Source organism: Nocardia canadensis, assembly GCF_032656385.1.
Lineage (GTDB): Bacteria > Actinomycetota > Actinomycetes > Mycobacteriales > Mycobacteriaceae > Nocardia > Nocardia canadensis.
This window is the reverse complement of sequence record NZ_JAVCWB010000010.1, coordinates 851,529-865,731: the sequence shown is the minus strand read 5'-3', so window position 1 is coordinate 865,731 and position 14,203 is coordinate 851,529. Positions and strand designations below refer to the sequence as shown.

The window sequence follows — 14,203 nt, the reverse complement described above, 5'->3', positions numbered from 1 at the left end:
AGAGGAGCCGAAAGATGGACAGCTGGATCGCACCCGGCCGGGTCAACATCATCGGTGAGCACACCGACTACAACGACGGGTTCGTACTGCCCATCGCCTTGCCGCTGGGCGTGGTCTGCGCGGCCGGGCCCACCGCGGACGGCCGGGTCCGGCTCACCTCGGCGCAGCGGCCGGGCGAGGTCGTCGTGGTCGCGGTGCGAGAGCTTGCGGCGCAGCGTGATCGGGTGCCCGGGTGGGCGCGGTATCCGCTCGGGGTGGTGGTCGAGTTCACGCGCCGGGGGCATCCGATCGAGGGGGTGCGGCTCGAGGTCGACGGCGCGGTGCCGATCGGGGCGGGATTGTCGTCCTCGGCGGCGCTGTGCTGCGCGGTGACGGTGGCGCTGCGCGAGTTGTTCGCGCCCGAACTCGCCGATCGCGCCGTCGTCGAGATCGCGCGCGCCGCGGAGAACGGTTTCGCCGGGGTGCCGACCGGGCTGCTCGACCAGTCCGCGTCGATCCTGTGCACGGCGGGTCACGCGCTGTTCCTCGACGTGCGCGCCTTCACGGCGCCCGACGGCCCCGAACCCGCTGCGGTGGAGCAGATTCCGTTCGATCTCGCGGCGGCGGGGCTGGCACTGATCGTCGCCGACACCGGCCATCCGCACGACCTGGCCGACGGCGCGTATGCCGAGCGCCGGGCGCAGTGCGAGGCGGCCGCCGCCGTGCTGGGGGTGCGCGCCCTGCGCGATGCCACCGAGGCCGACCTGCCCCGGCTCGCCGATCCGCTGCTGCGGCGGCGGGCCAGGCATGTGGTCACCGAGAACGCGCGGGTGCTCGCTGTCGTCGACCGTCTGCGTTCGGGTGCCGACCCGCGGACGATCGGTGGACTGCTCACCGCGTCGCACCGGTCGCTGCGGGACGATTTCGAGGTGTCGGCCCCCGCGCTCGACCTCGCGGTCGACGCGGCCCTGGCGGCGGGCGCGCACGGCGCGCGGCTGGTCGGCGGCGGTTTCGGCGGCAGCGTGCTGGCGCTGGTCGACCGTGCGGACGGCGACCGGGTGGCCGCGCGGATCGAGCAGCGCTTCCTGACGGCGGGTCTGGCCGCGCCCCGGGTCTTCACCGTCGAACCGGCCGCCGGGGCTCACCGAGTGGCCTGAACAAAAGTTCGCTGAACCCGATTCGGCCTGTGACGCGCAGCACCATCGCGCACAGTAAATCCATCCGAGAATGTTCGGCGGGCGACGCGGCCCGCGCCGTCGCCAACGACGCCCCTGCGCCGCCCGGTTCCAGGCCAGGAGGGACACGCTGTGCCGCTTGCCGTTTCCACCACCACGCTCGACGCGTCGTCGACCCTGCGTCTGGACGCCGCTCCCGTCGACTACGCGCTCGTCGCTTTGTATTTCGTCTTCGTGCTCGGCATCGGGCTGATCGCCCGGCGCCGGGTGTCCTCCAGCGTCGACTTCTTCCTCTCCGGCCGATCGCTGCCGGCCTGGGTCACCGGGCTCGCCTTCATCTCCGCCAATCTGGGCGCGGTGGAGATCATGGGCATGTCGGCCAACGGCGCCCAGTACGGCTTCCCGACGTTCAACTACTTCTGGATCGGCGCCGTGCCCGCCATGCTCTTTCTGGGCGTGGTGATGATGCCGTTCTACTACGGCTCCAGGGTCCGCTCGGTGCCCGAGTTCATGCGCAGGCGCTTCGGCACCGGCGCGCACCTGGTGAACGCGCTGAGTTTCGCGCTGGCCCAGGTGCTCATCGCCGGGGTGAACCTCTACCTGCTCGGCACCATCGTCAATGTGCTGCTGGGCTGGCCGCTGTGGATCTCGGTGATCGTGGCGGCGGCGATCGTGCTGTCCTATGTCACCCTGGGCGGGCTCTCGGCCGCGATCTACAACGAGGTGCTGCAGTTCTTCGTCATCGTGGCGGCGCTGCTGCCGCTGACCCTGGTCGGTCTGCACCGGGTCGGCGGCTGGGAAGGATTGCAGGACAAGGTGACCGCCTCGCCGGGCGGTGCCGCCCAGCTGAGCACCTGGCCGGGCAACGCGATGAGCGGGTTCACCGACGACTTCGCCTCGATCATGGGCATCGTGTTCGGCCTGGGCTTCGTGCTCTCCTTCGGCTACTGGACGACCAATTTCGTCGAGGTGCAGCGCGCCCTGGCGACACACTCGATCTCGGCCGCGCGGCGCACGCCCATCATCGGCGCCTACCCGAAGATGTTCATCCCGCTGATCGTGGTCATCCCCGGCATGATCAGCGCGGTGCTGGTGCCGCAGATGATCGAGTACAAGCAGCAGGTCACCGCGAATCCGGATTTCGAGGGCGACGTCACCTACAACCAGGCGCTGCTGTTCCTGATGAAAGAGGTGCTGCCGAACGGGCTGCTGGGGGTGGGCCTGGCCGGTCTGCTCGCGGCGTTCATGGCGGGCATGGCGGCCAATGTCTCCGCGTTCAACACCGTGTTCAGCTTCGACCTGTGGCAGCAGTACGTCCGCAAGGGCAGGCCAGACGGCTACTACCTGAAGGTCGGCAGGCTGGCGACGGTCGGCGCGACCGTCGCGGCGATCTTCACCGCGTTCATCGCGGGCGGGTTCAGCAACATGATGGACTACCTGCAGACGCTGTTCAGCTTCTTCAACGCGCCGCTGTTCGCGACCTTCATCCTCGGCATGCTGTGGAAGCGGATGACACCCGCCGCGGGCTGGGTCGGCCTGGTCAGTGGCACGCTGGCCGCGGTATCGGTGTTCCTGCTCAACGAGACCGGGGTGACGAACCTGTCCGGGCAAGGCGCGAGCTTCGTCGCCGCGGGCGCCGCCTTCGTCGTCGATATCACCGTCAGCGTCGCGGTCACGCTGGTCACCCGGCCCAAGCCCGCCGCGGAACTGGTCGGCCTGGTCTACTCCGAGACCCCCAAGGCGCTGCGCACCGACCCCGACGCGGACTCACTGCCCTGGTACCAGCGCCCGGTACTGCTCGCCGGGATCGCGCTCGTGCTGGTGATCGCCCTCAACATCGTCGTCGGATAGGGAGACAGGGCCATGCTTTTCGATATCCGCACCATCATCGGCGCGTTGCTCGGTTGCTACGGCGTCGTCCTGGTGATCACCTCGCTGGTGCAGGACCCGGCCGCGCAGGAGGCCAAGACCGGAGGGATCGACGTGAACCTGTGGGCGGGTCTTGGCATGCTCGGGGTGACCGTCGTGTTCGTCGGCTGGGCGTTCCTGCGCCCGGTCCGGGTGCCCGAGACGTCCCCACTCACCCTGGAGGACTTCACTCCCGATCAGTAGCTCCCGGAATCCGCCACATATTGGACATGTGACCAGTAAAGTCCGGGCTGCTGACATCACCACCGCTCGACCACCTGGGGAGATCCTGCCGATATGAGACGCACGCGCATCCTGTGCACGATTCTGTCGACGATCGCGCTCGTGCTCGGCGGGAGCGGCACGGTCTTCGCGGCGCCCAGCGGGTCCGGCACCGGCAGTGCGGCGGCCGCGCCGACGCGTGTGCCCGCCCTCGGCGCGGACTTCCAGTGGGGCGTGTCCATGTCCGGGTTCCAGTCCGAAGGTCATGCGCCGGACAGCAACTGGAGCCGCTACGCCGGTTCGGGGAAGGCGCGAGATCCGTACGGCGACTCGGTCGACTTCTACACCCGCTACGCCGAAGACATCGAACTGGCGGCCGGGCTGGGGGTACGGGTCTTCCGGCTCAGCATCGAGTGGGCGCGGGTGCAGCCGCGCGCGGATGTCTGGAACGACGACGACTTCCGGTTCTACGACGCGGTCCTGGCGAGGATCCGGGCGGCGGGGATGCGGCCCATGCTCACCCTCGATCACTGGGTCATCCCCGGCTGGGCGGCCGACCGGGGCGGCTGGACGAACCAGGGCATGGTCGCGGACTGGCTGGCCAATATGCGCCGCGTGGTCGATCGGTACGCGGCGTTCGATCCGCTGTGGGTGACCATCAACGAGCCGATGGGGTACGTGGCCCAGTCGATCAAGATCGGTGACATCGGACCGCTCGACGCCGTGCCGATGTTCGACCGGCTGGTGCAGGCACACGGAGCGATCTACGACTACATCCACCAGCGGCAGCCGGGCGCGAAGGTGACCAGCAATGTCGCGCAGTATCCGATCGTGCAGAATCTCACGGATCTGCTGTTCGTCGACCGGGTGCGGGGCAAGCTCGATTACCTCGGCATCGACTTCTATTACGGTGTCTCGCTCCAGCATCCGCCGACCACCGCGCTGGTGGGTGACGAGCTGTGGAAGAACGCGATCGAGCCCGAGGGCATCTACTACGACCTGCGCACCTACGCCGAGAAGTTCCCCGGCCTGCCGATCTATGTGGTGGAGAACGGGCTGCCGACCGAGCACGGCGCGCCCCGCCACGACGGCTATACCCGCGCCGACCATCTGCGCGACACCGTGTACTGGCTCCAGCGTGCCGAGCTCGACGGCATCGACGTCATCGGCTACAACTACTGGAGCCTCACCGACAACTACGAATGGGGCAGCTACGCACCGCGTTTCGGGCTCTACACCGTCGATGTGACCGACCCCGGCCTGACCCGCCGCCCCACCGACGCGGTGGCCGCCCTGCGTGCGATCACCTCCGCGAACGGCGTCCCGGCGGACTATCGTCCGACCCGCCGACCCGCGCTGTGTTCGATCGTCACTCCCTTGCAGAGCTGCCTGCGTCCTGTCTCCGTGCCGTGAGTCTCGGGGCCTGTCGGGCATCCGACGTCGGCGCAGGAGGACCTGCCGCCGTTCTCACGCCGGAGCGGCTCCCGGAATACCGTCCTGGACGACGAAACCGGCGCGGGTGCTGATCGGTGCTCCCGGCCGGGTGACATAGGGCAGCACCCGGAAGTCGGTGCGCCACAGCCGGTGATCCAGCTCGACCCGGGCATAGCCGCGCTGCCGGTTGTAGAACTTCATGTCCGGATTGGCCGCGAGCAGCGCCCGCCCGCTATCGGGGAAGTCGGCGCCGTCACCGCCGGTGGTGATCGAGGTGCCCGTGAATTCCGTGGCCACCACGGGTGATTCGGGATCGGCGTAGTCGCCGCGCAGGTCGGCGACGTAGTTCTCGTGGCGGTCGCCGGTGATCACGACGAGATTGCCCGCGGCGCGTGCGGCGGCGGCGCCGAGCACCGTGTTGCGGTCGGCGATGTAGCCGTCCCAGGCGTCGGTGCCCAGCAACAGCTCCGGTCCCGGGTCGTAGTCGGACTGTGCCATCGCGACCTGGTTGCCGAGCACCTGCCAGCGCGTGGGCGAGGTGGACAGGCCGTCGACGAGCCAGTCCCGTTGCGCCGCACCGAGGATCGTGCGGTCGGTGGCGAAGCGGTCGGCGCAGCCGGTGACCGCGGTGCCGTCGCCACAGGCCTGCGGGGAGCGGTACTGCCTGGTGTCGATCATGGTGAACTCGGCCAGATCGCCGAAACGGTAGCGCCGGTGCAGGTGCGCGCTCGGCCCGGCGGGCAGCTGGGCCAGGCGCAGGGGTTGATGCTCGTACATGGCCTGGAAGGCGGCGGCCTTGCGGCGCCGGTACAGCGGCGGCAGCCGGTACACGTCGAGACCGAGTCCCGGCTGCGCCCCGGCCCAGTTGTTGTCGAGTTCGTGGTCGTCGAGGGTGACCAGCCAGGGAAAGGCCGCGTGCGCGCGTTGCAGCGGCGGTTCGGTCTTGGCCTGGGCGTACTTGAGGCGGTACCCCGTCAGGTTCACCGCCTCGCCCTCCAGCTGGGGCGGCAGGCTCGCGCCCTGCCGCGCGAGCACCCAGGACGACTCGTAGATGTAGTCGCCCAGGTGCACCACCAGGTCCAGATCCTCGGCGCCGAGATGCTCGTAGGCGGTGTAGTAGCCGGAGCTCCAGGACTGGCACGAGGCGAAGGCGAAGCGCATCCGAGCGGTCGGGCTGCCCGCCACCGGCGCGGTGCGGGTGCGACCGACGGGGGAGATCGCCGAGCCCGCACGGAATCGATAGAAGTACCACCGATCCGGCGCCAGCCCGCCGACCTCGGGATGCACGCTGTGGCCGAGCGCGCGGGTGGCCACCGCCGCGCCCCTGGCCACCACCCTGGTGAAGCGCTCGTCCTCGGCGACCTCGTAGTCGACGGTCACCGGGTCGATCGGCATCCCGCCGTACCCGTCGGGCGCCAGCGGATCGGGTGCGAGCCGCGTCCACAGCACTACGCCGTCGGCGGTCGGCTCCCCGGAAGCGACACCGAGGGAGAACGGTTCGCCGAGTGTGCGCGGCGCGGCGAAGCGGGCGCTGCTCACCGCCGACACGCCGACCGCGGCCGCGACCGAACCGGTCACGCCGAAGCGCAGGAGTTGCCGACGGGACAGCGTCATCGCCTGTCGTCCTTTCACCGTCACCGAATGCGGAGTTCCCCTCCGATTCTGTCCGGCCCGGCCCCGACACGCGAACGAGACGGCCGATCAGGCGGCGAAAGCGAGCCAGTAGAAGACCCAGCAGGACAGCGCGGTGAGCGTCATATCGATCGCCGCGACCCCGGCCCACCGGCGGTGCCACGCAGCGTGCGCGCCCGGCAGCGGCGGATTGCCGAAATTGCGCACCGCCCGCACGATCACCACCGGCCACAGCAGTACCGAGGTGACGGCGAACACCAGGTGGATCGCCAGCGACGTCCACACCGCGGTGGAGGCCGTGCCGCCCACGACTCCCGCGGAGCGTTCCTGCCAGCCATTGAAGCGCACATCCAGTTCGAACAGCACGACGGCGACCAGTAGCGCGACACCCAGTCCGAGCTGGATCCCGCGGTGGAGCCGGAACCGCCTGCCGACCTTGACCCGGTACACACTCCATCCGAGCGCGAGCACCACCAGCACCATCGACGTCACCATCATGTCCATGGCGATCGACGCCCTCGTGCCGAGGAAGCCGTCGATCCCACTAAGGTCGTTCATCGCAATAGCTCCGTGTCGTCGGTGCGCGGCGCAGGCCCGACCAGGTCCGGGACGCACATGAATCGCTCTTGGAGACACGGTGTCTCCAAAAGCTCGACGGCACGCTAGCACGTACCCGAACTGGAACCGGACACGGGGAAGAGAAAGCAGCCGAGGTCCATGCCCAAGATCAACGCGGACAGCGTCCGCGAGCATCGCGCCCAAGTACTCGCGGCGCTGATCGACAGCGCCGAGTTCCTCCTGGCCCAGGACAGCGAGACAACCCTGACCGCCGGGGCGGTGGCGGCCCGCGCAGGAATCGCCCGCAACAGCATCTACCGCTACGTCGACTCGATCGACGATCTGATCGAGATGGTGGCCACCCGCGGCTTCCCACGGTGGACGAGCGCGGTCCGCGACGCGATCGAGGCCGCACCGACACCCGCCGCCGGCGTGGTGGCCTACGTCCGCGTCAACGTCGAGCAGGCCGTCGACGGGGATCACGCCTGGCGCACCGCGCTCTCGCGGATGAACCTCTCGGCGCCCGCGCGGGCCCGGGTGATCGCGTTGCACACCGAACTGGCCGACCTCCTGCGCGGGGAACTGTCCGCGGCGGCGGTGACGAATCCCGCCCTGGTGACGGAGTCACTCCAGGCGCTGGTCGACGCGTGCGTGCGCCGGGTCGACGCGGGCGACGACCCGGCCACCGTCATCGACTACGCGGGCCGCGTCGCCGCCGTGCTCGTCAGCGAGGCGACGGCCGCACCGTGACCGGCTGCGCACGCAGCCGGTCGACGCGGGTCGAACTGGGCACTGCGGTCAGCAGCGCCGGATCATTTCCCCTGGAACGGCTGGTTGATCGTGGTGAAGTACTGGATGGCCGCGCCGAGGGCGACCGGCGCGGTCACCAGGATCTGTCCCGCCACGGTGCCGAGGGCGCCGATGGCGAGGATGCCGCCGAGGCAGCCGACCGCCGCCGCGGGCAGGAACGGGCCGAACAGGCCGACGATGGTGGCCGAGGCGACCGTCGCGCCGACGATCCCGCCGAGCACGCAGCCGACGGCGGCGCCGCCGAGTCCGCCGACCAGGGTGCCGACAGCGGCGCCGAGGGAGATGGTGCTGGTCATGCGTGACCAGGCGGCCTGTTCGCGGTCGTACTCCGACTTCCAGGGCGCTTTGTCCTCGAAGGGCAGTGCGACCGGTTTGTAGACGGCCTTGTCCATGCTCAGCTGGGGGGTGAGGGTGGCGGTGCGGCCGGTGATCTCGGCGGCGATCGGGAACTCGAAATCGTCGAGCTGGAACCGCAGGGCAGTGGTGGCGACGGTGGTGCCGTCGGCGGCCCGCACCGCGAACACACCGTCCTCGACGATCAGCGATCCCGCGTCGGTGGTGATCCGCGCGGTGCTGTCGATCGTTTCGGCGGTGAAGCCGATCGGAGCCCGCGCGGTCGGCGCCGCGTGCACGGTGCCCGCGGCGACGGTGCCCGCGGTCAGCAGGGCGGCAGCGGCGAGGGCGATCTTGGTGGTCTTCATGGAATCGGTGCATCCTTCATCGAATGGAGCGGCTCCGGGCACGCGTCATCGCGACGGCACCCGAGCACGGGAAAGGTTTGGGGGCGAGGAGCTTTCGCCTCGCGATCGGAGGGTGTGCGGTCAGGCCGTGGGGTGGGCGCGCGCGGCGAGGCCGAGCGCGACGTCCACGATCAGGAAGCCGAGCAGACTCAGCCCGATCAGCGGGATGAACCAGCCGACCAGGACCGCCGCGGCGACCAGCGGGACGGTCAGCCACAGCGAGGTCCGGCGCAGCACGCCCCGGCGCGGAGGCACGCCGGCCGCGAACTTGCCCGTCGCCTTGGTCGGGCGCCGCTGCCACCACATCAGGTAGCCGAGCACGATCAGCGCGCACAGGCCGAGCGCCACCGCGAGCAAGAGCAGCTGATTGGCGATGCCGAACAACAGACCCATGTGGAAGGCGATGCCCCAGTTGGTCAGCTTGGCCATCAGCGGCCAGTCGGCGAAGGCGAGCCGGTCGGTGACCGTGCCCGTCGCGCCGTCGATCGCGACGGAGTCGATGGTGTAGGTGCCGGACTTGCGCAGCTCCTTGACGCCGAAGGCCTTCTCCGGCGTGGCCGGGATCGCGATCTCGGCGGCCTGGGTGATGCCGTTGGCCCGCGCGATCGCCCACACACTGTCGAGCTGGGCGATCCGGGCGGCCGGGTCGACCGGGGCGGGCGCGGTGTGGCCGGCGCTGTGGTGATCGCCGCCAGGGGACTGCGCGGGACCGACGGCGCCGGGCAGCTTCACGTTCACCGCGGGGGTGGTCCAGCTCAGTTCCTCGCGCAGCTTCGTGACATTGTCGCCGGCATACGTCGACCAGGTCATGCCGGTCGCCGAGAGCAGCAGCACCACCGGCAGGATCCAGAAGCCGATCGCGCCGTGCCAGTTCAGCTTGCGCCGCCTTGGCTCGGACAGATCCGGCGCCAGCAGCCACCGCGCCGAGCGCTTGGCCCGGCGCTTGCGCACCCGATGCACCCACAGCACGAGGCCGAACAGGGCGATCACCCACAGCCACGACGCCGCCAGCTCGCTGTAGAGCCGGCCGGGCTCACCCAGGTGCAGGCTGCGATGGAACTCGCTGAGCCAGCTCCGCAACGGCAGTGCGCCTGCGCTGCCGTAGACCACGGCCTCGCCGACCGGCCGCGCGGTATGCGGGTCGACGAACACCGCGAGCCGCTCGGAATCACCGAGGGTCGGGTCGTTGAACAGCACCCGGGTGGACTCGCCGTCGCCCGGCGCGGGCGCGACGGCGACGAGGGTCAGGTCGGGCCGGGCCGCGACCGCCGCGCCGACCTGCGCCGAGAGGGCCTGGTCGGGGCCGGAGGTGTCGACCTGGAGCAGATCGCGGGAGACGATCCCCTCGATGGTCGGCGCGATCGCGTACAGCGCGCCGGTGAGCGCGGCGATCAGGATGAACGGGGCGACGAAGATCCCCGCGTAGAAGTGCAGGCGCAGGGCCAGGGGATAGAGGCGCGCGCCCCGGCGGGTGCCGGAGCGGGGCCGTCCAGCGGAAGCCGGTGGTGACGAGGTGGGCTGCTCCTCGGCCGGACGGGTGTCCGTGATGCTCATGGTGATTCATTTCTGGAGTGCGGAAACCCGGTGCGCACGCGCGAAGAGCGCACGGCGAAATCGCTCGTGCACCGGGTGGAGGAAGGCTCAGAAAGGAATCGCGAGCGGCGGAGCGCGGGTGCGCAGTGAGCGCGCGGCGAAGATCCGCAGGATGACGCGGTCACGGTGGACCAGGCGCAGCGGCGCCGGGTCGGGAATGCGGGGTGCGCGGTAGCACAGCGGCAGGATCCGCGCCAGCACGGCGCTGCCGATCCGGTAGGCGGCCTCGGCGCCGAGGATGATCGCGGCGGCGAGGACGGCGGCGACGGCGTGCGCGGTGAGCATGCCCAGGCCGAGTGTGTCGTCGCCGTGGTGGGCGTGCCCGGACCAGCTCATGGTCGTGTGGCCGAGCAGCTGACCGCCCAGCAGCACCGCGGCCAGCCCGACCGCGCCGTCCCGGAGCGGGCCGATGCCTGCGACCACCGCGCCGACCACGGCCGAGACCGCCGCCAGCAGCACGACGGTGGTGCTGCCCGGCAGCGCGCCGCCCGAGGCCAGCCCGTGGGCGGCCAGCGACAACGCTCCCGACATCGAGCCCGCGCAGGCGCCGCGCAGCCGCGCGCCGACGGCACGCGACGGCGCGGCGGTCCGCGCGAACTCGATGATCACGCGCTGATGATAGTCGACCGGTATGGGCCGACCGACCGCCATCGCACGGCCGGACTCACGCCTGTTCGGCGTCCATCTCGATCAGCGGCTTGCGCAGCAGCTTGCCGGTGGCGTTGCGGGGCAACTCGTCGACGAAGATGACCTCGCGCGGGACCTTGTAGCGGGCCAGGTTCTCGCGGACGTAGTCCTTGATCTCCTGCGCGTCGCGCGCCGACTCCGGGCCGGGGACGACGATCGCGCGCAGCCGCTTGCCGTAGTCGCGGTCGTCGACGCCGACCACGGCCGCCTCGAACACGTCCGCCCGGCCTGCAATGAGGTTCTCCACCTCGAGCGGGAAGACGTTCTCGCCGCCGGAGACGATCATGTCGTCGTCGCGGCCGTCGATGTAGAGCAGCCCGTCGGCATCGAAATGGCCGACGTCACCGCTGGACATCATCCCGTCGACGATCTCCTTGGTGCGGCCGTCGGTGTAGCCGGTGAAGGCGAAACCGTTGTCCACGAAGATGGTTCCGGTGACGTTCGGCGCCGTGATCGGCTTGCGGTTCTCGTCGAGCAGCACGATCCGGATGCCGACCGGGGCCTTGCCCGCGGTGGTCGGCGCCTTGCGCAGGTCCTCGGGGGTCGCCACCGTCATCACCGCGCACTCGGTGGAGCCGTAGAGGTTGTAGAGGCTGTCGTTGAAGTAGTCCAGCGTGCGGGTCACCACGTCGGGCGCGATGGCCGAGCCGGCCGCGAAGATGACCTTGATCGTCTTCGGGTCGTACTTCGCCAGGATCTGCTCGTCCAGATCGAGGATGCGCTGCAGCATGGTCGGCACCACGATCAGCGAATCCGCCTGGTACTTCACGATATTGGCCAGCGTCTTCTCCGGATCGAACCGGCGCTGCTGGAAGATCACCCGGTTGCCCAGCGCCAGGCCGAGGGTGAACTGCGACAGCCCGGTGCCGTGGAAGATCGGCGCCGCCATGATCATGGTGCCGTTGTTGGGCAGCGGCACCCGGTCGATGAACTGGGCGGAGGCGAACGGGCTCACCTTGTCGCGCGGGGCGCCCTTCGGGGTTCCGGTGGTGCCGCTGGTCAGGATGACCATGCCGCCCGGCTTGCTCGGCGGGGTCAGCGGCGACACCGAACGGCCTGCCGAGACCGACTCGACGGTCGGGATCGCCGGGTCGACGCCGTGCGCCTCGTCGACCCAGGTGAGCACGCGCGGGATGTCGGCGGGGATGGCGCTCATCAGGTCGACGAACTCGCTGTCGTGCAGCACCGCCTTGACCTTCTCGCGCGCGGCCACGTCGGCGAACTGTGGCTTGGCGAAGCCGGTGTTCATCAGCACCGCGCGCACGCCGAGCTTGCCCGCGGCGAGCAGGCTGAGCACCATGCCGCGATGATCGCGGGCCAGCACGGCGATCACGTCGCCCTCGGCGATGCCGCTCGCCCGCAGGCCGCGGGCCAGCGCGTTGGACTGCTCGTCGAGCATCCCGAAGGTGAGTTCGCCGCGCTCGTCGACGATGGCGCCCGCGTCCGGCCTGGTCTGGGCGGCGTGCATGACCACACCGGCGAACGGGCCGAACTTGGAGACGTTGAAGAACGAGCGGGCGGCGTGATCCAGGCGCAGCGGATTGAACAGCTTGCGATCCATCATCACTTTGACGCCGAGCGCGAAATCACCGGCGCGCCGGGCGGTTCCGCCGAGCGCGGGCAGAGACAGAGACATCGAACAGCCTTCCGGCAGACCGATCCCACGACGAACCCCCGTGGGGCCGGACCGCGTCATCGAGATCCAGTGCTGGTGCTAACAATAGCAAGCAACGCGGTCCGGTTGTGCTCTGTCTCTCAGTCCGCCGACCTCACTGTGACACCTCATAATCGATGAGGACACGGCGCAGGATCTTGCCGGTCGCGTTCCGGGGGAGTTCGTCGACGAAGACCACTTCGCGCGGCACCTTGTAGCGGGCCAGATTCTCCTTGACGTGCGCCTGGATCTCGGCGGCGCCGGTGTTGTGGCCCTCTTCGAGCACCACGAAGGCGCGCAGTCGCTTGCCGAATTCGACGTCGTCCACGCCGACCACCGCGACGTCGAACACGTCGACGCGCTCCACCAGCAGGTTCTCCACCTCCTGTGGGAAGACGTTCTCGCCGCCGGAGACGATCATGTCGTCGTCGCGGCCGTCGACCATGAGCAGGCCGCTGGCGGTGAAGTGCCCGAGGTCGCCGCTGGACATGAAACCGTCGATGATCTGCTTGTTCCGGCCGTCGGTGTAGCCCTCGAAGGGCGCGCCGCTGCGCACGAAGATCCGGCCCGTGGTCTCCGGCGTCTCGACTCGCTGGTCGTTCTCGTCGTAGAGGCGGACCTCGCAGGTGATCGGGGAGCGCCCACAGGTGCCCGGCGCCTCGGCGAGCTCGGCCGGGGTGGCGATGGTCGCGATGGCCACCTCGGTCGAGCCGTAGAGGTTGTAGAGCACCGGTCCGAACGCCTCGGTGGCCTTGATGCACAGCTCGGGGGAGAGCGCGGACCCGGCGAACAGGATCACCTTCAGCGAGGACAGGTCGTACTTCGCCCTGACCTCGGCGGGCAGCTCGGTCAGCCGGTGCAGCATGGTCGGCACCGCGACCAGCATCTCCACCTTGTGCTCGGCGATCGCGGCCAGGGTGGCCTCGGCGTCGAAGCGGCGGCGCACCACGATCTTGTTCGACAGGATGGTGCCGACCAGCCAGGTGCCCAGACCCGTGCTGTGGAAGATCGGCGAGACGATCATCATGGTGCCGCGCTTGGGGAAGGGCACCCGGTCGACGAACTGCGCGGTCGCCATCGGGGTGACCTTGGTGCGCGGCGCGCCCTTGGGCAGGCCGGTCGTGCCGCTGGTGAGGATGATGAACCCGCCCGGCTTGCTCGGCGGGGGCAGCGGCTCGGTGGAGTTGCCGGCGATGAGGTCGTCGAAGGTCGTCGCGCCCGCGGGCAGTTCGGCGCCCTCGTCGACCCAGGTGAGGAAGCGCGGCAGCTCGGCGGGCAGTGCGTCGAGCAGTCCGATGAACTCGCTGTCGTGCAGCACGGCGCGGACCTGCTCGCGCTCGCACACCTCGGCGAACTGCGGCTTGGCGAAGCCGGTGTTCATCAGCGCGATGCGCGCGCCCAGCTTGCCCGCCGCGATCATCGACATGAGCAGCCCGCGATGATCGCGCGCCAGCACCGCGATCACCATGCCCTGCTTGATGCCGGCGTCGTGCAGGCCGCGGGCGATCGCCGTGGACTGCTCGTCGAGCTCACGGTAGGTGAGCTCGCCCCGCTCGTCGGCCAGCGCGACCTGCTCGGGCGCGACGCGGGCGGAGTGCCGGACCAAGGTGGCCTGGGGGCCGTAGATCTTGGATTCCTTCATGGTCCGCAAGGTCTCGAGCGGTTTGGTCGGGTCGGAGACGCCGCGCGAACGCAGCACCCCGAGCGCCTTCACGCTTTCGAGCAGATGGGTCACGTTCACTCGGCTACCTCCACAGCATCGATCCCTGGATGCTCACGGTAGCAGTCGATGTGCCCTGCATCACAGTATT

12 protein-coding genes are annotated in these 14,203 nt (G+C 69.8%); 5 read left to right on the top strand and 7 right to left on the bottom strand.

The window, feature by feature from the left end:
* Positions 1-14: 14 nt before the first annotated feature.
* The 4 genes from galK (at position 15) to Q7X29_RS27525 (ending at position 4,697) form a co-directional block, all read left to right on the top strand.
* Entirely contained in the window at positions 15-1,136 is a 1,122-nt protein-coding gene (gene galK / locus Q7X29_RS27540; protein WP_316575821.1) for a galactokinase, read from the top strand.
* A gap of 150 nt (positions 1,137-1,286) precedes the next feature.
* Positions 1,287-3,005, top strand: coding sequence for a sodium:solute symporter family protein (locus tag Q7X29_RS27535; RefSeq protein ID WP_316575820.1), 1,719 nt, complete (start codon positions 1,287-1,289; stop codon positions 3,003-3,005).
* 12 nt (positions 3,006-3,017) lie between these two features.
* On the top strand, positions 3,018-3,266 hold the full coding sequence (locus Q7X29_RS27530; protein ID WP_316575819.1) for a hypothetical protein: 249 nt from the start codon (positions 3,018-3,020) through the stop codon (positions 3,264-3,266).
* Between the two features lie 93 nt (positions 3,267-3,359).
* The gene (locus Q7X29_RS27525; RefSeq protein WP_316575818.1) at positions 3,360-4,697 is read left to right on the top strand and encodes a family 1 glycosylhydrolase; all 1,338 of its coding nucleotides are present in this window, start codon (positions 3,360-3,362) and stop codon (positions 4,695-4,697) included.
* A gap of 54 nt (positions 4,698-4,751) precedes the next feature.
* Here the strand turns inward: Q7X29_RS27525 and Q7X29_RS27520 are convergent, their stop codons facing one another.
* Positions 4,752-6,332, bottom strand: a complete 1,581-nt coding sequence (locus Q7X29_RS27520; protein WP_316575817.1) for an alkaline phosphatase D family protein — start codon at positions 6,330-6,332, stop codon at positions 4,752-4,754.
* Positions 6,333-6,419: 87 nt separating this feature from the next.
* Positions 6,420-6,908: a DUF420 domain-containing protein gene (locus Q7X29_RS27515; protein WP_218720988.1), complete on the bottom strand. Its 489-nt coding sequence runs from the start codon at positions 6,906-6,908 to the stop codon at positions 6,420-6,422.
* Between the two features lie 159 nt (positions 6,909-7,067).
* Between Q7X29_RS27515 and Q7X29_RS27510 the strand changes: the two genes are divergently transcribed.
* A complete protein-coding gene (locus Q7X29_RS27510) occupies positions 7,068-7,658 on the top strand; it encodes a TetR/AcrR family transcriptional regulator (RefSeq protein WP_316575816.1) in 591 nt (196 codons plus the stop codon).
* 62 nt (positions 7,659-7,720) lie between these two features.
* On the opposite strand, the gene Q7X29_RS27505 is transcribed toward Q7X29_RS27510, so the two are convergent.
* The 5 genes from Q7X29_RS27505 to Q7X29_RS27485 all read right to left on the bottom strand — a co-directional run bounded on the left by Q7X29_RS27505 (position 7,721) and on the right by Q7X29_RS27485 (position 14,133).
* Complete coding sequence (locus Q7X29_RS27505) at positions 7,721-8,419, bottom strand: hypothetical protein (RefSeq protein ID WP_316575815.1); 699 nt, start codon at positions 8,417-8,419, stop codon at positions 7,721-7,723.
* A 120-nt stretch (positions 8,420-8,539) separates the two neighbouring features.
* Positions 8,540-10,012 carry a PepSY-associated TM helix domain-containing protein gene (locus Q7X29_RS27500; RefSeq protein ID WP_316575814.1) on the bottom strand — a complete coding sequence of 491 codons (1,473 nt, stop codon included), beginning with the start codon at positions 10,010-10,012 and terminating at the stop codon, positions 8,540-8,542.
* Between the two features lie 87 nt (positions 10,013-10,099).
* Entirely contained in the window at positions 10,100-10,660 is a 561-nt protein-coding gene (locus Q7X29_RS27495; protein WP_218720985.1) for a hypothetical protein, read from the bottom strand.
* A gap of 55 nt (positions 10,661-10,715) precedes the next feature.
* Entirely contained in the window at positions 10,716-12,374 is a 1,659-nt protein-coding gene (locus Q7X29_RS27490; RefSeq protein WP_218720984.1) for an acyl-CoA synthetase, read from the bottom strand.
* 133 nt (positions 12,375-12,507) lie between these two features.
* Positions 12,508-14,133, bottom strand: coding sequence for an acyl-CoA synthetase (locus tag Q7X29_RS27485; RefSeq protein ID WP_316575813.1), 1,626 nt, complete (start codon positions 14,131-14,133; stop codon positions 12,508-12,510).
* Positions 14,134-14,203: the final 70 nt, after the last annotated feature.